Origin of the sequence: Xanthobacter aminoxidans (assembly GCF_043193615.1) — a bacterium.
Taxonomy (GTDB): Bacteria; Pseudomonadota; Alphaproteobacteria; order Rhizobiales; family Xanthobacteraceae; genus Xanthobacter; species Xanthobacter aminoxidans.
Genome location: NZ_JBAFUS010000003.1, coordinates 309,303 through 327,382, shown reverse-complemented (window position 1 = coordinate 327,382; position 18,080 = coordinate 309,303). Strand labels below are relative to the sequence as shown.

At 68.7% G+C, this 18,080-nt stretch carries 18 protein-coding genes; 15 read left to right on the top strand and 3 right to left on the bottom strand.

Going from position 1 to position 18,080, the window contains the following annotated elements; translation table 11 throughout:
- Positions 1-11: 11 nt before the first annotated feature.
- Positions 12-371 carry a hypothetical protein gene (locus V5F74_RS16630; protein ID WP_029557072.1) on the bottom strand — a complete coding sequence of 120 codons (360 nt, stop codon included), beginning with the start codon at positions 369-371 and terminating at the stop codon, positions 12-14.
- A gap of 157 nt (positions 372-528) precedes the next feature.
- Between V5F74_RS16630 and V5F74_RS16625 the strand changes: the two genes are divergently transcribed.
- Complete coding sequence (locus V5F74_RS16625) at positions 529-1,038, top strand: low affinity iron permease family protein (RefSeq protein ID WP_051679011.1); 510 nt, start codon at positions 529-531, stop codon at positions 1,036-1,038.
- 9 nt (positions 1,039-1,047) lie between these two features.
- Here V5F74_RS16625 and V5F74_RS16620 read toward each other — a convergent pair whose 3' ends face one another.
- Positions 1,048-2,748: an O-linked N-acetylglucosamine transferase, SPINDLY family protein gene (locus V5F74_RS16620; protein ID WP_051679012.1), complete on the bottom strand. Its 1,701-nt coding sequence runs from the start codon at positions 2,746-2,748 to the stop codon at positions 1,048-1,050.
- Between the two features lie 156 nt (positions 2,749-2,904).
- Here V5F74_RS16620 and V5F74_RS16615 point away from each other — a divergent pair, with 156 nt between their 5' ends.
- Positions 2,905-3,435: a gamma carbonic anhydrase family protein gene (locus tag V5F74_RS16615; RefSeq protein WP_024277444.1), complete on the top strand. Its 531-nt coding sequence runs from the start codon at positions 2,905-2,907 to the stop codon at positions 3,433-3,435.
- Positions 3,436-3,546: 111 nt separating this feature from the next.
- Here V5F74_RS16615 and V5F74_RS16610 read toward each other — a convergent pair whose 3' ends face one another.
- Positions 3,547-4,230, bottom strand: a complete 684-nt coding sequence (locus V5F74_RS16610) for a transglutaminase-like cysteine peptidase (RefSeq protein WP_029557075.1) — start codon at positions 4,228-4,230, stop codon at positions 3,547-3,549.
- A gap of 232 nt (positions 4,231-4,462) precedes the next feature.
- Between V5F74_RS16610 and V5F74_RS16605 the strand changes: the two genes are divergently transcribed.
- The 13 genes from V5F74_RS16605 (at position 4,463) to V5F74_RS16545 (ending at position 18,046) form a co-directional block, all read left to right on the top strand.
- The gene (locus tag V5F74_RS16605) at positions 4,463-5,134 is read left to right on the top strand and encodes a TetR/AcrR family transcriptional regulator (RefSeq protein WP_029557076.1); all 672 of its coding nucleotides are present in this window, start codon (positions 4,463-4,465) and stop codon (positions 5,132-5,134) included.
- Positions 5,131-6,108, top strand: coding sequence for an HlyD family secretion protein (locus tag V5F74_RS16600; RefSeq protein WP_029557077.1), 978 nt, complete (start codon positions 5,131-5,133; stop codon positions 6,106-6,108). Before V5F74_RS16605 ends, V5F74_RS16600 begins: the two co-directional genes overlap by 4 nt.
- Positions 6,105-7,082 (top strand): ABC transporter ATP-binding protein, encoded by a 978-nt coding sequence (locus tag V5F74_RS16595; protein ID WP_394009265.1) that lies wholly within the window; start codon positions 6,105-6,107, stop codon positions 7,080-7,082. Before V5F74_RS16600 ends, V5F74_RS16595 begins: the two co-directional genes overlap by 4 nt.
- Entirely contained in the window at positions 7,079-8,215 is a 1,137-nt protein-coding gene (locus tag V5F74_RS16590) for an ABC transporter permease (RefSeq protein ID WP_394009263.1), read from the top strand. Before V5F74_RS16595 ends, V5F74_RS16590 begins: the two co-directional genes overlap by 4 nt.
- Positions 8,216-8,529: 314 nt before the next feature.
- Complete coding sequence (gene ccoN, locus V5F74_RS16585; protein ID WP_394009261.1) at positions 8,530-10,194, top strand: cytochrome-c oxidase, cbb3-type subunit I; 1,665 nt, start codon at positions 8,530-8,532, stop codon at positions 10,192-10,194.
- 10 nt (positions 10,195-10,204) lie between these two features.
- Entirely contained in the window at positions 10,205-10,954 is a 750-nt protein-coding gene (gene ccoO / locus V5F74_RS16580; RefSeq protein ID WP_029557081.1) for a cytochrome-c oxidase, cbb3-type subunit II, read from the top strand.
- Between the two features lie 3 nt (positions 10,955-10,957).
- Positions 10,958-11,119: a cbb3-type cytochrome c oxidase subunit 3 gene (locus V5F74_RS16575; RefSeq protein ID WP_029557082.1), complete on the top strand. Its 162-nt coding sequence runs from the start codon at positions 10,958-10,960 to the stop codon at positions 11,117-11,119.
- A gap of 4 nt (positions 11,120-11,123) precedes the next feature.
- Positions 11,124-12,005, top strand: coding sequence for a cytochrome-c oxidase, cbb3-type subunit III (gene ccoP / locus V5F74_RS16570; protein WP_024277453.1), 882 nt, complete (start codon positions 11,124-11,126; stop codon positions 12,003-12,005).
- A 274-nt stretch (positions 12,006-12,279) separates the two neighbouring features.
- Positions 12,280-13,743 carry a cytochrome c oxidase accessory protein CcoG gene (gene ccoG, locus V5F74_RS16565; protein WP_081837824.1) on the top strand — a complete coding sequence of 488 codons (1,464 nt, stop codon included), beginning with the start codon at positions 12,280-12,282 and terminating at the stop codon, positions 13,741-13,743.
- Positions 13,744-13,769: 26 nt separating this feature from the next.
- On the top strand, positions 13,770-14,288 hold the full coding sequence (locus tag V5F74_RS16560; RefSeq protein WP_051679013.1) for a FixH family protein: 519 nt from the start codon (positions 13,770-13,772) through the stop codon (positions 14,286-14,288).
- Positions 14,289-14,505: 217 nt separating this feature from the next.
- Positions 14,506-16,734, top strand: a complete 2,229-nt coding sequence (locus V5F74_RS16555) for a heavy metal translocating P-type ATPase (RefSeq protein WP_394009258.1) — start codon at positions 14,506-14,508, stop codon at positions 16,732-16,734.
- The gene (gene ccoS, locus V5F74_RS16550) at positions 16,731-16,925 is read left to right on the top strand and encodes a cbb3-type cytochrome oxidase assembly protein CcoS (RefSeq protein WP_394009256.1); all 195 of its coding nucleotides are present in this window, start codon (positions 16,731-16,733) and stop codon (positions 16,923-16,925) included. The genes V5F74_RS16555 and ccoS overlap by 4 nt, the downstream gene beginning before the upstream one ends.
- Positions 16,922-18,046, top strand: coding sequence for a hypothetical protein (locus V5F74_RS16545; RefSeq protein WP_394009254.1), 1,125 nt, complete (start codon positions 16,922-16,924; stop codon positions 18,044-18,046). The genes ccoS and V5F74_RS16545 overlap by 4 nt, the downstream gene beginning before the upstream one ends.
- Positions 18,047-18,080: the final 34 nt, after the last annotated feature.

Here is an 18,080-nt window from a genome sequence, read left to right as displayed (position 1 = left end):
CCGCCCCGCTGTCAGATGGCGAGGAGGATGGCGAACGCAAACAGCACCCACATCAGGGTCAGCACGGCAAGGCTCGCAAGATCGAGGCTGACGCCGCCGATGCCGCGCTCGGCCCGCAGCTTGGGGGAGAGCATCTGGGGGAAGGCGGCGGCGAGGCGCAGCAGCACGAAGATCCAGGCCAGCACCACGAACGCCACGTCCGCCTTGCGGGTGAACAGGGCGAGGCAGGTCAGGGTGTAGAACAGCACGGCGGCAAGGCCGGCGCGCAGCCCGTCCGCCGTCACCTCGGTGGAGCGCACGGCGCGCAGCAGCACGGCGAGCACCAGGGCCACGTGGACGAAAAGCGGCAGCAGGATCATCTGAACGGTCATGGAAGCCTCCGGGCGGCGCGCGTGTCCATCAAGCGCCAGCGCAGCCATGAGCGGAACCGCCGGCGCGGCCGTTCGTTCCCTCGCTGCGTTCTTTCCATGACGAACGCATCCGGTGCGCGGCGTCCCGTTTTTGCACGGCCCCGCGGAGGCATCACACATGAGCAATCAGGACGACATCCGCGAACTGCGGCGCAAGGTCGAATCCGGCCGCGCCCCGCGCCCGTTCTTCACCCGCGTGTCGCAGGCCGTGTCGCGGTGGGCGGGCAAGCCCGTCACCTTCATCATCGCGGTGCTGGTTCTGGTGGTCTGGGGGCTCACCGGGCCGATCTTCGGCTTCAACGACACCTGGCAACTGGTCATCAACACCTCCACCAGCATCGTCACCTTCCTGATGGTGTTCCTGATCCAGAACAGCCAGAACCGCGACACGGCCGCGCTCCAGATCAAGCTGGACGAGCTGATCGCCCGCCTCGATGGCCCGCGCGAGAGCCTGCTCGACCTGGAAGACCTGGACGAGGAGGTGCTGGAGCGCCTCCGGCTGGAATATGCGCTGCTCGCCGACAAGGCGCGGGAGGAGGGAGACAGCCGGGGCCGGGTGCCCCTCTCCGAGGCGCCGGAGTGCGATCCGGGCCAGGGGAAGGCCGAAGGCGCGCCGGTCGCCGGCTGAGCTTTCTGTTCAGAGCGCCGCGACGGCAAATGCCTCGGGCGGCGCTCCGGCGCGCATCCGCGCCGCCATGGTCTCGTAGGCGCTCTCGATGTGGCGCGCATAAAGGTCCACGGCGAACAGCGGCGAGGCGGGCAGTCCCGCCTGGAGGCGGGCGCGCACCTCGGCAAGCGCCGCGGGATCGCGGGCGAGCGAAATGGCGAGCGCCTCGAACGCCGCAGGCGTGGTCGTCGCGAGATCACCCAGGCCCACCTGACGCATGAGGCAGTCCGCCACCCGCGAGGCGAAGGAGCGGCCGGTGCGGGTCACGATGGGCACCCCGCGCCGCAGCGCATCGCTGGCGGTGGTGTGGGCGGTGTAGGGGAAGGTGTCGAGGAAGAGGTCCGCATGGCCGATGCGGGCGAGATGCTCCTTCAGCGGCACGCGCGGCGCGAAGACGAGCCGCGACGGGTCGAGCCCGCGCCGCTCGGCTTCCCGGCGCAGATTGTCGTCTGTGCCGGCCCGCCCCTCCAGCAGCCAGAGCACCGATCCCGGCACGGCGGCGAGGATGCGGGCGAAGCTGGAGAAGGCTTCCGGATCAAGCTTCCAGGCAGCATTGAAGGAGACGAACACGAAGGCGTCTTCGGGCAGACCGCAGGCGGCGCGTCCCGGCGGCTCGGCGACGGGCAGGTCGGGATCGTTCGGCTGGTAGCAGTGCGGCAGCTGGACGATCTTTTCGCTGTAGAAGGGCGCATCCGCGAAGGGCAGCACCACCGGATCGGCGATCACGTAGTCGAAGAAGCTGGCTCCGCTGGTGCCGGGATAGCCCAGGAAGGCCACCTGCACCGGTGCCGGGCGATGGGCGAACAGGGCCATGCGCTCGCCCTGGGTGTGGCCCATGAGGTCGACGGCGATGTCGATGCCGAGCCCGGCCATCTGCCGGGCGATGTCCTCGGTGCTCGCCTTCTCCACATCGAGGAAGCGGTCCACCGCCCCCTTCACCCGCGCCCGCTCGGGCGAGCCGTCGTCCGGGCCGATGGAGACGGCGGTGATCTCGAACCGGCTGCGGTCGTGCCGGTCCAGCAGGCCGGCGATGAGGTGGGTGGTGGGATGGATGCGGAAGTCGGCCGAGACGTAGGCGACGCGGATCGGGCCCGTGGCGGCGCGCCGGGCGGAGTGATCGAAAACGAGCGGCCGCGCGGGCGTCTTCTCCGCCTCGACCCAGCGCCGTGCCCCGGCGAGATGCATCGCGGGGTCGTCCAGATAGAGCGTGAGGAAGGGAATGGAGGGCGCGCTCTGGCCGATGGCGCCGAGCCGCAGGTTTTCCAGAAGCCGCGCGTGGCCGCGCCAGTCGCAGGTGGCGCGGCGGGCGGGAAACAGCACGTTGGCGGCGAGCGGCAGGGTCGGGTCGCGTGCGAAGGCCTCGCCCATGGCGGCGACTTCCTCGGCCGTGCGCTTCAGCGCGCCGTAAGCGAGGGCGAGATTGTAATGGAGCTTGGGATCGTCCGGCCGCCGCGCCAGCGCCTTGCGATAGAGCTCGATGGCCTCCGCCTCGCGGCCCTGCCGGGCGCGGCAGATGCCGAGCAGCTGGATGACGTCGGCATGGTCCGGGACGGACTTCAGGATCTTGCGATAGGCCCGCGCCGCGTCCTCATACTGCTCGCGCAACTGGAGCTGGTAGCCGTCATAGAGCAGCTTCGCGAGGGGCGGGGGGAGCGGAGGGGGCTGGGACATGGTCTCGGTCGGCTGGGCTCTGCAAGTCGGCTGGGCGCGGCCAGCGCGAAGGGGAGGCGTTGGGCGCCTCTAGCATGCGGGCGCCGATGGCGATAGGCAGGGGCTGGCGCGCCCGGCCGCCACGCCGGCCACCGACCGATCTTCTGGAGGAACCCCATGCCGCTTTATGCCCTCGACGGCATCGCCCCGGAGCTGCCCGCCTCCGGCAATTTCTGGATCGCCCCCACCGCCGTCCTCATCGGCCGGGTGATCGTGAAGGAGGGCGCGAGCATCTGGTTCGGCGCGGTGCTGCGCGGCGACAATGAGCCCATCGTCGTTGGCGAGGGCACGAACATCCAGGAGAACTGCGTTCTCCACACCGACCCCGGCTATCCCATGACGCTCGGCCCCAAGGCCACCATTGGCCATAATGTGACGCTGCATGGCTGCACGGTGGGGGAGGGGGCGCTGGTGGGCATGGGCGCGACCGTGCTCAACGGCGCGGTCATCGGCGATCACTGCCTCGTCGGCTCCATGGCGCTGGTCACCGAGGGCAAGACCTTCGAGCCCTATTCGCTCATTGTCGGCGCTCCGGCCAAGGTCGCCCGCACGCTGGATGAGGCGGCGGCCGAGCGGCTGATCGCGACGGCGGCCGGCTACCAGCACCGCTGGCCCCAGTATGCGGCCGGCCTCAAGCGCATCGACTGAGGGTCCGCCGTATTTCAATGCAAAACGGGCCGGAACCGCGGCGTCGGTTCCGGCCCGTTTTCGTCTCGCTGAGGCAGAAGCCGGCGAGGCGACCCTTTGAAGGTCAGGCTGTCAGCGGCCGGTGCCCACCACCGGCGGCACCCGGGTTTCGCCGAGGGACACCCACTGGGAGGGATCTTCCTTCGACTGACGCTTGACGAAGCGATAGCCGGTGTCGGTCCAGGTGTGGATCTCGGCTTCCTGATTGTCGAGGATGAGGTCGCCCTTGTCGGTGACGACGGTGAGCACGGCATGGCCGTCGCCCTCGTGGTCGCGCACCACCGTGATGAGCAGAACAGAAGTCGGCCAGCCGGCGTTGATGAGGCGGCGGCGCTTTTCGAGCACATAGTCCTCGCAATCGCCGCGACCGTCGTCGGGATAGGCCCAGCGCTCGGTCTCGCCGTAATGGTCGAGGTCGGTTTCGGGCTGGACCACCTCGTTGACGGTGCGGTTGACGCGCTCAAGCTCGGCCTTGTGCTCGGCATCGAGCCGGATCGCGGGCATGAGGGGACCGGCGGCGCGGCAGTCGGTGCCGTTCTCCGCGCAGAAACGGACATAGCCCGACGGGGCGGAGGTGTAGCGCCCATCCGCGAGGTGGCGCGGCGCGAAGGCGGCGGCGAGGTTTGCGAGACGGAGCTGCCCGCGGGCGTCCTGCGCGCGATTTTCCTGCGCGGCGGCGGGGACGCTTGCGCCCAGAAGCGCGACCCATGCGGCCAGCGCCAGAGGAAGGCTGAGGAGCGAAACGCGCTTCGACATTGCCGGGGGTCCGAGCGGAGTTAACAAAAAGATAATGCCTCAAGCCGCCGGGCTTGGCTCCGTCAACCTTCTGTTAACCTTAACGGCCCGGTTTCAAAATACCTCCCGATTTTGCGATCCTTTTGGGCTGTTGCGCCGCCGCCACCCCGGCACGCGCGACGCGACACTGTCGCGCTTGGCGGGTCCCTCGACCGATGCTAATGACTGACGCGTCAGTCATAGCGAGGCGCCCATGGCGCGAAGCCCTTCGGACCCACGCGAGACCGCGCCCGAGCCACAGGCCCGGCGGCGCCGCGCGCCGGTCATGGACAAGGGCGAGCGGCGCCGCTCCATCCTCGATGCGGCGCTGGCGGAGTTCGCGGCCCACGGCTTCGCCGGCACGCGGCTGGATGACGTGGCGCGCCGGGCAGGCGTCGCCAAAGGCACGCTCTATCTCTACTTCTCCGACAAGGAGGCGCTGTTCCGCGGGCTGGTGCAGGAGACTCTGACGCCGGTCCTCGCCGATGCCGGCGGCATGGTGGCGCTGTTTCCGGGGACGACCCGCGAGCTTCTGGACCTGCTCATCGAGCTGCTGGCCCAGCGGGTGCTGGAAACGCCGGCGCAGGCGCTGGTGCGCCTGATGATCGCTGAAGGGCCGCGCTTTCCGGAGCTGGCCGCCTATTATCACCGGGAAGTGGTTGTGCGCGGCCTCGCGCTCATTCGCGCCATCGTCGCGCGGGGCATCGCCCGCGGTGAGATCGACAGCGACATTCCCGCCCGCTTCCCCCAGCTCGTCATCGCCCCCGCCATCGTCGCGGTGGTGTGGAACAGCATGTTCGGCGCGTTCGACCCGCTCGACGTGCGCCAGTTCCTCGCCGCCCATCGCGACATGATCCTGCGTGGCCTTGGATGGAGAGAGACGTGACACGCGCTCCCGCATTGTGCGCCATGCTCGCACGTACCCTCGCTCTCGCCGCCGCGCTCGGCCTTGCTGGCTGCAACGGCGACGGGGCAGGGGGCTTCTCCGGCTATGTGGAAGGGGATCTGGTGTTCATCGGTCCCACCGAGGCCGGGCGCGTCACCGCGCTCCTGGTGGAGGAGGGGACGCAGGTGAAGGCCGGGCAGGTGCTGGCGAAGGTGGAGGACGATCTCCAGACCGCCGACCGGGACGCGGCCGCCGCCCAGCTCAAGGAGGCCGAGGCCCGCCTCGCCAACGCCCGCTCGCCGCTCCAGCGGCCGGAGGAGGTGGCGGTGCTGGAAGCGTCCGAGCGGCGCGCCGCCGCGGCCCTCGACCTCTCCCGCATCGATCTGGATCGCCAGAAGACGCTGGTGCCCAAGGGCGCCTCCTCCCAGGCGAACCTCGATTCCGCCCAGCACCTGTATGACCAGAACCAGGCCGCCCTCGACGAGGCGCAGCGCCGCATCGCGGCCGCCCGCATCGCCGCGCGCACCCAGGACATCGAGGCGGCCGAGCAGGCCACCCAGACGGCGAAGGCGAACCTCGCGGCGGCCCAGATCCGGCTTGACCGTCGCAGCGTGAAGGCTCCGGCGGACGGCCCGGTGCAGACCGTCTATTACCGGCCGGGCGAGATGGTGCCGGAGGGCCGGCCCATCGTCTCCGTGCTGCCGCCGGGGCTGGTGAAGGTGCGCTTCTTCGTGCCCGAGGCGCAATTGCCGAAGGTCAAGGCCGGTGCCCCGGTCACCGTCACCTGCGACGGCTGCGCGCCGTTCACCGCAAAGGTGTCCTTCATCGCGGCGCAGGCTGAATATACCCCGCCGGTGATCTACAGCCGCGAGGAGCGCTCCAAGCTCGTCTACATGGTGGAAGCGCGGCCCGACGATCCCGCCAAAGCGAAGCCCGGCCAGCCGGTGAACGTGACGCTCGGAGCCGCGCCGTGAGCACGGCGGCGGCGCCGGTGCTCGATCCGGATGTGGTGATCGAGGTGGAGGGCCTCTCCAAGAGCTTCGGCGGGCATCGTGTGGTGGACAATCTCACCATGCGGGTGCGGCGCGGGCAGATCTACGGCTTCCTCGGCCCCAACGGCTCCGGCAAGACCACCACCATCCGCATGCTGTGCGGGCTGCTGACGCCGGACGCGGGGCGGGGCACCTGCCTCGGCATGGACATCCTCACCGAGTCCCGCACCATCCGCGAGCACGTGGGCTACATGACCCAGCGCTTCTCGCTCTATCAGGACCTCTCGGTGCGGGAGAATCTGGAGTTCGTCGCCCGCCTCTATGGCGTGCCGCAGCCCGAGGCGGCGGCGAGCGCGGCCTTGCAGCGGCTGGGGCTTGAGGGGCGTGGCAAGCAGCTTGCCGGCGCGCTCTCCGGCGGATGGAAGCAGCGCCTCGCGCTCGGCGCCTGCATCCTGCCCGGTCCGGACCTTCTCCTCTTGGACGAGCCCACGGCCGGCGTCGATCCCCAGGCGCGGCGCGAGTTCTGGGAGCAGATCCACGACCTTGCGGCCGAAGGGCTGACCGTCCTCGTCTCCACCCACTACATGGATGAGGCGGAGCGCTGCCACGAGATTGCGTACATCGCCTATGGCAAGCTCCTCGCCCAGGGCACGGTGCAGAGCGTCATCGCTGCCGCCGGCCTCACCACCGTGACGGTGGAGGTGAAGGGCGAGGCGGGGCATGAGGCCGGGCGCATCGCCCGTGACCTCGCCCGCGACCTGTCCCAGCGTGCGGGGGTGGACATGGTGGCGCCCTTCGGCACGGCCCTGCACATCTCCGGCCGTGACGGCGCGGCGCTGGAGGCGGCCCTCGCGCCCTTCCGCGCGGACGAGCGCCTCGCGTTCCGAGCCGATGCGCCGACGCTGGAGGACGTGTTCATCGACCTGATGCGCCGCTCCAAGGACGAGCTGCGATGAGCGCCCGCGCCGCGCGGGGCGGCTTCCTGACGCGCGTCGGCGCCATGATCGTGAAGGAGTTCATCCAGCTCCGCCGCGACCGGGTGACGTTCGCGACGATGATCATGATCCCGCTGCTGCAGCTGATCCTGTTCGGCTATGCCATCAACACCACGCCGCGCAACCTGCCCACGGCGGTCTTCACCCACGAGAACAACGAGGTGAGCCGCGCCATCCTCGCAGCCCTGCGCAACACCGCCTTCTTCGCCTTCGTGCGCGAGGTGAAGAGCGCGGAGGATGCCGAGCACATGATCCGCTCGGGCGAGGTGCTGTTCTTCGTGGAGATCCCGGCCGGGTTCGAGCGGTCGCTGCGTCGGGGGGAGACGCCCCAGCTTCTCGTGGCGGCGGACGCCACCGATCCCGTCGGCTCGGCGAACGCGCTGGCCGCGCTTGCCGGCGTCGTCAATTCGGCCCTCGTGCGCGAGCGATTCGTGGATGCGCCGGGCAGCGCGGCGTTCGAGATTGTGCAACACCGGCGCTACAACCCCGCCGGCACCAGCCAGCTCAACATTGTGCCGGGCCTGCTCGGCACCATCCTCACCATGACCATGCTGATCTTCACCGCCCTGTCGGTGACGCGCGAGATCGAGCGCGGGACCATGGAGAGCCTGCTCTCCATGCCCATCCACCCGGTGGAGATCATGCTGGGCAAGATCACGCCCTACGTGCTGGTGGGCATCCTGCAGGCCCTCCTCATCATGGGCGCGGGGATGATTCTCTTCGGCGTGCCGCTGGAGGGCAGCGCGATCCTGCTGGCAGTGACGACGCTGCTGTTCATCATCGTCAACCTGTCCATCGGCTACACCTTCTCCACCCTGGCGCAGAACCAGCTCCAGGCGGTGCAGATGTCGTTCATGTTCTTCCTGCCCTCCATCCTGCTGTCGGGCTTCATGTTTCCGTTCTCGGGCATGCCGCTCTGGGCGCAATGGATCGGCGAGGGGCTGCCGCTTACCCATTATCTCAGGATGGTGCGCGGCATCCTTCTGAAAGGGTCCGGCTTCTCCGACCTGACCACCGATGCGGGCGCGCTGGTGGTGCTGATGCTGGTCGCAATGGCCATAGCCGTGGCGAGATTCCGGCAAACTCTGGACTAAAAGCCGTGCGGCATGTGGCCGCGAAGTTTTGGCGCTTGCCGGAAATCGGGCTGTGGAAAATAGTGGCCCTTCTGGTGGAGCCTGGAGGCGTTCCAGGCTCGCGCGTCCAGCGTTTGCACGATGGCTATGCGACCTGATGTCCGCTGCACTGCGGCAATAGGCTTGCCGACTTGCGACGGCCCGCCACAGCGCACATCCGTATTTCGACGGGCATAGCCTTTGACCTGCGTCAAGGTGAAAAACGGTCCTAGGGCGTTGTTCTGCGTCCTAGTCCCCCGGGTGTAGTTCTGCGCTCCGGCGTGAAGGGTCCACAGATGACAACATTGCAAGCTCCAATCCAGCCCCCGGCGAAGTCGTTGAGGTGGGGTGAGGGCGCTCTCATCGGGGTGTTCTCCCTCTTCGCCCTTTTCTCGATCGTCGTGGCGGCGAAGGCCTACACGCCGGAATATGCGTTCCATGCCTACCTGTTCGCGGCGGCGAGCATCGCGGCCGTGTTCGCGATCGGCAACCGCTACATGAACCGCCCGGCCGGCCCGGTGCCGCAGTTCATTGACGGCAAGCCCAACTACAACATGGGCGTGGTGAAGTTCGCCACCATCGCCGCCGTGGTGTGGGGCATCGCCGGCTTCCTGGTGGGTGTGATCGCCGCGCTGCAGCTGGCCTTCCCGCTGTTCAACTTCGATCTGCCCTGGATTTCATTCGGCCGGTTGCGGCCGCTGCACACCTCGGCGGTGATCTTCGCCTTCGGCGGCAACGTGCTCCTCGCCACGTCCTTCTACGTGGTGCAGCGGACCTCGCGCGCCCGCCTCGCCGGCGACCTCGCCCCCTGGTTCGTGATCCTCGGCTACAACTTCTTCATCGTCATTGCCGGTACGGGCTACCTGCTCGGCATAACCCAGGGCAAGGAATACGCCGAGCCCGAGTGGTATTCCGACCTGTGGCTCACCGTGGTCTGGGTCACCTACCTGCTGGTGTTCCTGGTGACGCTGCTGAAGCGCAACGAGCCGCACATCTATGTGGCCAACTGGTTCTACCTTGCCTTCATCATCACCATCGCGGTCCTACATCTCGGCAACAACGCCACCATCCCGGTGTCGGTCTTCTCGCCGAAGTCCTACATCCTGTGGTCCGGCGTGCAGGACGCCATGTTCCAGTGGTGGTACGGCCACAACGCGGTGGGCTTCTTCCTGACCGCCGGCTTCCTCGCCCTGATGTACTACTTCATCCCGAAGCGCGCCGAGCGGCCGGTCTATTCCTACCGCCTGTCCATCGTGCACTTCTGGGCGCTGATCTTCATCTACATCTGGGCCGGCCCGCACCACCTGCACTACACGGCGCTGCCGGACTGGGCGCAGACGCTGGGCATGACCTTCTCGGTGATCCTGTGGATGCCCTCCTGGGGTGGCATGATCAACGGCCTCATGACGCTCTCCGGCGCCTGGGACAAGCTGCGCACCGATCCCGTCATCCGCATGATGGTGGTGGCTGTCGCCTTCTACGGCATGTCCACCTTCGAAGGTCCGATGATGTCGGTGAAGGCGGTGAACTCGCTCAGCCACTACACCGAATGGACCATCGGCCACGTGCACTCCGGCGCGCTGGGCTGGGTGGCCTACATCTCCTTCGGCGCCATCTACTGCCTGGTGCCCTGGCTCTGGAACAAGCGCGAAATGTATTCGGTCAAGGCCATCAACTGGCACTTCTGGGTCTCGACCCTCGGCATCGTGCTCTACATCTCCTCGATGTGGGTCGCGGGCATCCTGCAGGGCCTCATGTGGCGCGCCTACACGCAGCTGGGCTTCCTCGAATACTCGTTCATCGAGACGGTCGAGGCGATGCATCCGCTCTACGTGATCCGTGCCCTGGGCGGCATCCTCTTCCTCACGGGCGCTCTCATCATGGCCTGGAACATCTGGAAGACCATCACCACGCCCCAGACCGCAGCCGAGCGCGAGCTCGCCCTGCAGGCGGCCGAGTGAGGAGGCGAGCATGGCAACCCAAGGCACCTCCATCTGGTCCAAGCACCAGATCTTCGAGAAGCACTCCTACTGGCTGATGCTGGGCATCCTGGTGATGATCTCCATCGGCGGCCTCGTCGAGATCGCGCCGCTCTTCTACCTGAAGAGCACCATTGAGAAGGTGGAGGGCATGCGTCCCTACACCCCGCTCGAGCTGGCCGGTCGCAACATCTACGTCCGCGAGGGCTGCTACAACTGCCACTCGCAGATGATCCGCCCGCTGCGCGACGAGGTGGAGCGCTACGGTCACTACTCGCTGGCGGCCGAGAGCATGTACGACCGCCCGTTCCAGTGGGGCTCCAAGCGCACCGGTCCCGACCTTGCCCGCGTCGGCGGCAAGTATTCGGACCTGTGGCAGGTGGAGCACCTGAACAACCCGCGCTCCGTGGTGCCGGCCTCCATCATGCCGAGCTACCCCTGGCTGGCGAAGACCAAGCTCAACGCCAAGCACATCGGCGAGGAAATGCGGGTCCAGCAGGTCCTCGGCGTGCCCTACACCGACGAGATGATCGCCAAGGCGCAGGATGACCTGAAGACCCAGGCGACCACCGACGCGGCCGACTCCGACGGCCTGCAGAAGCGCTATCCCAAGGCGCAGGGCCGCGACTACGACGGCAATCCCGGCGAACTCACCGAGGCCGACGCGCTCATCGCCTATCTGCAGATGCTGGGCACGCTCGTCGACTTCAAGCTCTACGACAACCAGGCGAATGTGAGGTGATCGATGCACGACACCTATCTCGGTCTCGCGGCCTTCGCTCAGACGGGGGGCCTGATCCTCTTCGTCGTCGCCTTCCTGCTGGTGGTCGCTTACGCCTTCTGGCCCTCTAAAGCGAGGAAGAAGGAATTCGACGACGCCGCCAACATTCCGCTCAAAGAGGATTGATCCCGTGAGCACGACCAACGACACCCACGGCAAGGTCGACCAGGCAACCGGCGTCTCGACCACCGGTCATGAATGGGATGGCATCTCCGAACTGAACAACCCGCTGCCGCGCTGGTGGCTGTGGGTGTGGTACGCCTGCATCGTCTGGGCGATCGGCTACTGGATCCTGTATCCGGCATGGCCGCTCGTTTCCTCCGCGACGCCGGGCCTCCTCGGCTGGCATTCGCGCTCGGCGGTGGCGATGCAGATCGCCGATCTCAACGCCATCCGGTCGGAGAGCGCGGCCAAGCTCGCCAACGCCTCGCTTGAGCAGATTGAGCAGACGCCGACGCTGCTCTCCCTCGCCCGGGCCCAGGGCCGCGTGGCCTTTGCCGACAATTGCGCGCCCTGCCACGGCGCGGGCGGCGGCGGCGCCACCGGCTTCCCCAACCTCAATGACGACGACTGGCTGTGGGGCGGTTCGCTGGAGCAGATCCAGACGACCATCGAGCACGGCATTCGCGCCAACGATCCCGACACCCGCCAGGGCAGCATGCCGGCCTTCGGCAAGGACGGCATCCTGCAGAAGCCGGAAATCTCGGCGGTGGCGGACTATGTGCGGACCCTCTCCGGCATCGCCAAGCCCGGCGCAGATTTCGCCAAGGGCAAGGAAGTGTTCGAGGGCAATTGCGCCGCGTGCCACGGCGAGGATGGCAAGGGCAACCAGGAGATGGGCGCTCCGAACCTCACCGACGGCATCTGGCTCTATGGCTCCGACAAGGCCACCATCGAGTATGGTGTCACCAACGGACGCGGCAACGTGATGCCGGCTTGGCACGCGCGCCTCGACCCGACCACGATCAAGGCGCTCACCGTCTACGTCCACTCGCTGGGCGGCGGACGCTGAGCCTGAAGTCCGGGGCTTTCCGCCCCGGACGCGCCCACCGGCCAGTCTTCCGGGCGGACACGCGCACCGCCCGGATTGGCCGAGAGGCGCAGATGCCAAAAGGTCGCGCGACCAAACGTCGGCGCGACCTTTTGCTTTGGGGATCACATCTACATTCTAAGATATGAATGTAGTGCAGCAGAACGGAGACGGGGGTCTTCGCGTCTGCGCCCGAGGGGCTCGGCCCCGACACGTATGGCCGGTCCGTCTTGACCGGCGAACCGCGGTGAAGATGATGACTGCCCTGTCCACCAAGTCCGAGGACAAGAAGGCCCCCGTGGTCGTGAGCGGCGACGACGACATCCCGCTCTACGAAGCCCGGCGCCAGATCTATCCCCAGAGCGTCCACGGTCGCTTCCGCACCATCAAGTGGGTTTTGCTCGGGATCACCCTCGGCATCTACTATCTGCTGCCGTTCGTGCGCTGGGACCGCGGGCCGGACGCGCCCAATCAGGCGGTGCTCATCGATTTCCCGGCCCGCCGTTTCTACTTCTTCTTCCTCGAGATCTGGCCCCAGGAATTCTATTACGTCGCCGGCCTGCTCATCCTCTCCGCGCTCATCCTGTTTCTGATGAACGCGGTGGCCGGCCGCGTCTGGTGCGGCTATCTCTGCCCGCAGACGGTGTGGACCGACCTGTTCATGGCCGTGGAGCGCCTCATCGAGGGCGACCGCCGCGAGCGGATGATCTCCGATGCCGGGCCGTGGACCATGGAGAAGGTCGCCCACAAGACGCTCAAGCACTCCGTCTGGCTGCTGATCGCCTGGTGGACTGGCGGCGCCTGGGTGCTCTATTTCGCCGATGCGCCCACTCTGGTGGTCGAGCTGGCCACGTTCCAGGCGTCTGCCGTGGCCTACATGTCCATCGGGGTGCTGACCTTCACCACCTACGCCCTCGCCGGCCACATGCGCGAGCAGGTGTGCACCTATATGTGCCCCTGGCCGCGCATCCAGGCTGCGCTGACCGACGAATACGCGCTCAACGTCACCTATCTCTACGATCGCGGCGAACCCCGCGGCTCGGTGAAGAAGGCGGCTGTGCTGCGCGAGAAGGGCCTGCCCGCGGGTGATTGCGTGGATTGCGGCCAGTGCGTCGCGGTGTGTCCCACGGGCGTCGACATCCGCCATGGTCTCCAGCTGCCCTGCATCCAGTGCGGCCTGTGCATCGATGCCTGCAATACGGTGATGCACAAGATCGGCCGTCCGGGGAACCTCATCACCTATGAGAGCGAGGCGAATCTTGAGGCGCGCGCCGCAGGCAAGCCCTTCGTCCAGCGCATCCTGCGCCCGCGCACCATCCTCTACGGCGTGCTGATCGCCCTCGTTTCCGGCCTCATGCTCACCGCGCTGATCGGGCGCTCGACGGAAGGCGTCGCCGCCATCCACGACCGCAACCCGCTGTTTGTGCGGCTCTCCAGCGGCGCGATCCGCAATGCCTACACCATCCGCCTCATCAACAAGAAGCTGGAGGAGCGGACCTTCATCCTCTCCGTCGAGGGCGTTCCCGACGCCAGCCTCGAAGTGATCGGCGACAATGCGGACGGCCTCACCATCGGCCCGGACCAGACGCGGGAGGTGCGCGTGCTCGTCACCACCGGCGACAAGCTTCCGCCCGCGGCTTCCCTGCCGGTGACGTTCCGCATCCGCGACAAGGCCTCCGGCCTGTCGGCCTCCGTCACCGACCATTTCATCGGCCCCTGAGCGGGCCGCACGAAGGGAAATACACCATGGCTCGAGCCTCTGCCCCGGCCGCCACCCCCCCGAAGGCACCGCGCGAACTGACCGGCCGCGCGGTGCTCGCCATCCTCCTCGCCTTCTTCGGCGTGGTCATCGGCGTCAACGTCATCATGGCGCGCTTCGCCGTCACCACCTTCGCGGGGGTGGAGACCGAAAGCTCCTACAAGGCCGGCCTTGCCTTCACCGCCGAGCATCAGGCGGCCGAGCGGCAGGCGGCCATGCACTGGAAGGTGGACGTATCGCTCGGCTCGCCCGGCGGCGGCGCCCGCGAGGTCAATATCGTGGTGCGCGACGCCAACGGAAAGCCGCTCACCAACCTCGTCGCCGATGGCGAGCTGGCCCATCCCACCGACGCCCGCCGCGACGTGGCGCTGGACCTCGAACCGCTGGGCGACGGCCGCTACCGCGCCCGGACCCAGGCCGGAGCCGGCCAGTGGGATCTGGTGATTGATTTTGCGCAAGGCGGCGAGCGGGTCTTCCGGTCCAAGAATCGTGTGCAGCTTCCGTAAGCCGCTTGAACGGGCAACCGGCATCCTCCGGGCCTCCCGAGGCGGCATCGAGACTGCCGGGCGGCTACCGTCCAGTGCCGTCCGTGCCTTGGGTACGAGAGGCTGGGCGGCTCGTCGCGCCGCCGGCCTGTCGTACTCTTTTTATTTCATGGCACGGTGCTGATCCGTGTCGCGGGCTGAGCCCGCACCCCTCCCTGCAGCCCCCGGGGACCTGAAGATGTCTGAGGCGATCGACTATTCCATCTTCGTCGGCACGTCCGAGGACGGTCTGGCGCAGATGAGTCTCGCCATCGACGGCATCGATTGTGCCGCCTGCATCGGCGAGATCGAGAACGGGGTGAAAGCGCTGCCCGGCGTGGTGCGCGCCCGCCTCAACTACTCGACCCACCGCCTCACCGTCGCGTGGTCGGAAGGCACCTCTCCGGACCGGGTGGTGGGGCAGCTGGAGGCGCTCGGCTACCGCGCCCATCCCTTCGCCGGCCGGGCGGAGGAGAGCGAGGCGCGGCACGCCCGCTGGCTGTTGCGCTGCCTCGGCGTCGCGGGCTTTGCGGCCATGAACATCATGCTGCTGTCGGTCTCGGTGTGGTCGGGCAACGTCACCGACATCACCCCCGAGACGCGCGACTTCTTCCACTGGATCTCCGCGCTCATCGCGCTGCCGGCGGCCGCCTATGCCGGGCAGCCCTTCTTCCAGAGCGCTGTGCGGGCCATCCGCTCCGGCCGGCTGAACATGGACGTGCCGATCACCATTGGCGTCACGCTGGCGCTGGGCATGAGCGTGCTGGAAACGGCCATGAGCCAGCCCCACGCTTATTTCGACAGCGCCATCATGCTGCTGTTTTTCCTCCTCGCCGGCCGCTACCTCGATCACGAGGCGCGCCGGCGCACCCGCGCCACCGCCGGCAACATCGCCGCGTTGAGGGGCGAGATGGCCCATCGCATCGGCGCCGACGGCGTGCCCGTTCTGGTGCCGGTGCAGGCGCTCCAGCCGGGCGACACCATCCTCATCCATCCCGGCGAGCGGGTGGCGGCGGATGGCGTCGTCGCCTCCGGCCTCTCGGCGGTGGACGAAAGCCTCGTCACCGGAGAGACGCTGCCGCGCGCCCTGAAGGCGGGGGATCACGTCTATGCCGGCAGCCTCAACGGCGAGGGCGCGCTGCACCTCACCGTCACGGCGGGTGGCGAAAACACGCTGGTGGACGACGTGCAGCGGCTGCTCGACGGTGCTCTGGCCGAGAAGGGCGCCTATGTCCGCCTCGCCGACCGGGTGGCGCGGCTCTATGCGCCCATGGTGCACCTCACCGCCCTCGTCTCGGCCATCGGCTGGCTCTTGGCCGGGGCAGGGCTGCACGATGCGGTGATGATCGCCGTGGCCGTGCTCATCATCACCTGCCCCTGCGCGCTGGCGCTCGCCGTGCCGGCGGTGCAGGTGACGGCGACGGGCCGTCTGTTCCGCGCCGGGATGCTCATCAATGCCGGCGACATGCTAGAGCGTCTCGCCGCCGTGGACACGGTGGTGTTCGACAAGACCGGCACCCTGACCCTGCCCGAGCCGGCGCTGGCCTTGCCGCGCGGTGCCGATCCGGACCTGGTGGCGCTGGCCGGCCGGCTGGCCCTGTCGAGCCGTCATCCCCTCGCCGGCGTCATCGCCGCCCGGGCGAAGGGGCCGGCGCTGGAGCATGTCACCGAGGTGAGCGGGCAGGGCATCGAGGCGATCATCGACGGCCGCCGCGCCCGCCTCGGCAGCCTCTCCTTCTGCGACGCCGTGGCTCCCGCCGATCTGCCCGCCGACGCCTCCCTCATCGCCTTCCGCCATGGCGAGAAAGTGCTCGTCATGGGCGTCGCCCAGGCGCTGCGGCCCGATGCGCGCGAGGTGGTCGCCGAGCTGAAGGCGCGTGGGCTCGACGTGCGCATCCTCTCGGGTGATCGTCCCGCCGCCGTGGCCCCGGTCGCCGCGGCGCTCGGCATTGCGCAGGCCGAGGCCGGCCTCAAGCCCGCCGACAAGATCGCCGCGCTGGATGCCCTCAAGGCCGAGGGCCGCCGCGTGCTCATGGTGGGCGACGGCCTCAACGACGCGCCGGCCCTTGCGGCGGCGGCCGTGTCCCTCTCGCCTGCGACCGGTGCGGCCGTCACCCAGGCCCATGCGGACGCGGTGTTCCTCGGCCGTCGGCTGTGGCCCGTGCTCGCCGCTGTGGACGGCGCCCGCACCGCGGCGCGGCTCATGCGGCAGAACCTCGCCATTGCGGTCGGCTACAACATCATCGCGGTGCCGCTCGCCATCGCCGGCTTCGTGACGCCGCTGGTGGCGGCGCTCGCCATGTCCGGCTCTTCCATCCTTGTGACCGTGAACGCCTTGCGCGCGGCCCGTCCCGGGCGCAAGGAAGAGGCGGTGGGGGATGACAGCGCGACGGGCGAAGCCGGTGCGCTCACGGAGGTGGCGGCGTGAACGTCCTCGTCTATCTCGTGCCCCTCGCGCTGCTGCTCGGCCTCGGCGGCCTGTTCGCCTTCCTCTGGAGCCTCAAGAGCGGGCAGTATGACGACCTCGACGGCGCGGCCGTTCGCGTGCTCTCCGACGACGACCTGCCGGACAGTGCAAGACCCGCGTCCAGCGCCGCACCGGAAAGGCACCCCTCGTGAGGCGCGCCGCGCCCGCTCCCGAGCCCCGCGCGGGGATGCTGGTCTGCGTCTGCGACCCGCAGCTCGACGCTCCGGCCAATGACAACGGCCCCCGTGCCGTCTCCACCTTCGGTCTCGCGGTGGGCTTCGCCTTCGCCGTGCTGGCGCAGACGGTGGCCTCCGCTGCGCTGCCGCTCGCGGGTGCGCAGCTGGCCCCCCGGCCGGAACTCGTCACCTGGCCGTTCGCCGCCCTGCTGCTCGGCGCGGCGCTCGCGTCCTTCCCTGCGTCCTTCCTGCGCGATGCCTTCGGCCGCCGCACCGGTTTTGCGCTCGGCGCCTCGGTGGGCATCGCCGGCGGCGCCCTGCTGGTGGCGGCGCTGATCCAGCGGCAGTTCGCCTGGGCCTGCCTCGGTGCCCTCTGGCTCGGCATGGCGCAGGGCTTCTCCTTCTTCTACCGGCACGAGGCGGCCGCCGCGAGCGGGCGGCCCGCCGCCGCCACGGCCGGGGTGCTGGCCGGCGGCCTTCTTGCTGCCGTCGCCGGGCCGACGCTGGCAGGCTTCGCCGAAAGCCTCGCCGCCCCCTTCTTCCTCGTCGGCGCGGCTGCGCTGGCGGCGCTGGCGCACACCTGCTCGCTGGGCGTCGCGGTGATGCTGGCGGACGATCCCACTTCCACCTTCCGCCCCAAGGTGACGGCCCCCCTCTCGGCCATCGTCTGGCCGACGCTGGTGGCCGGCGTCGCCTGGTTCGGGATGAACGCCGTCATGTCCGGGGCGCCGCTGGCGCTGGTGGGCTGCGGCATCGGCGGGGCGGCGGTGTTCGGCTTCATCGCCTTGCACGTCGCCGCCATGTATGCGCCGGCCGTGCCGCTGGCCCTCGCCGGGGACCGCCTGCCGCCGCTGGCCATCGCGCTGACGGGCGTCGTGCTCGTCGCCATCGGCGTGCCGCTCCAGCGGCTCGCGACGCCGGAGAGCATCACGGCGGCGCTGATCTGCGTCGGCGCCGGCTGGTCCGTCGCCACGGTGGGGGCGACCGCCTGGATCTACCAGTCCGGCCAGCCGAGCCGCCTCGCTTTGGCGCTCCATGACGGCGGGCTGTTCGCCCTCGCTATCTGCGGCGCGCTCACCGGCTACCTGCTGGCCTGAATCGTCCCGGAGCGGTAGGCAGGGGAGACGAACC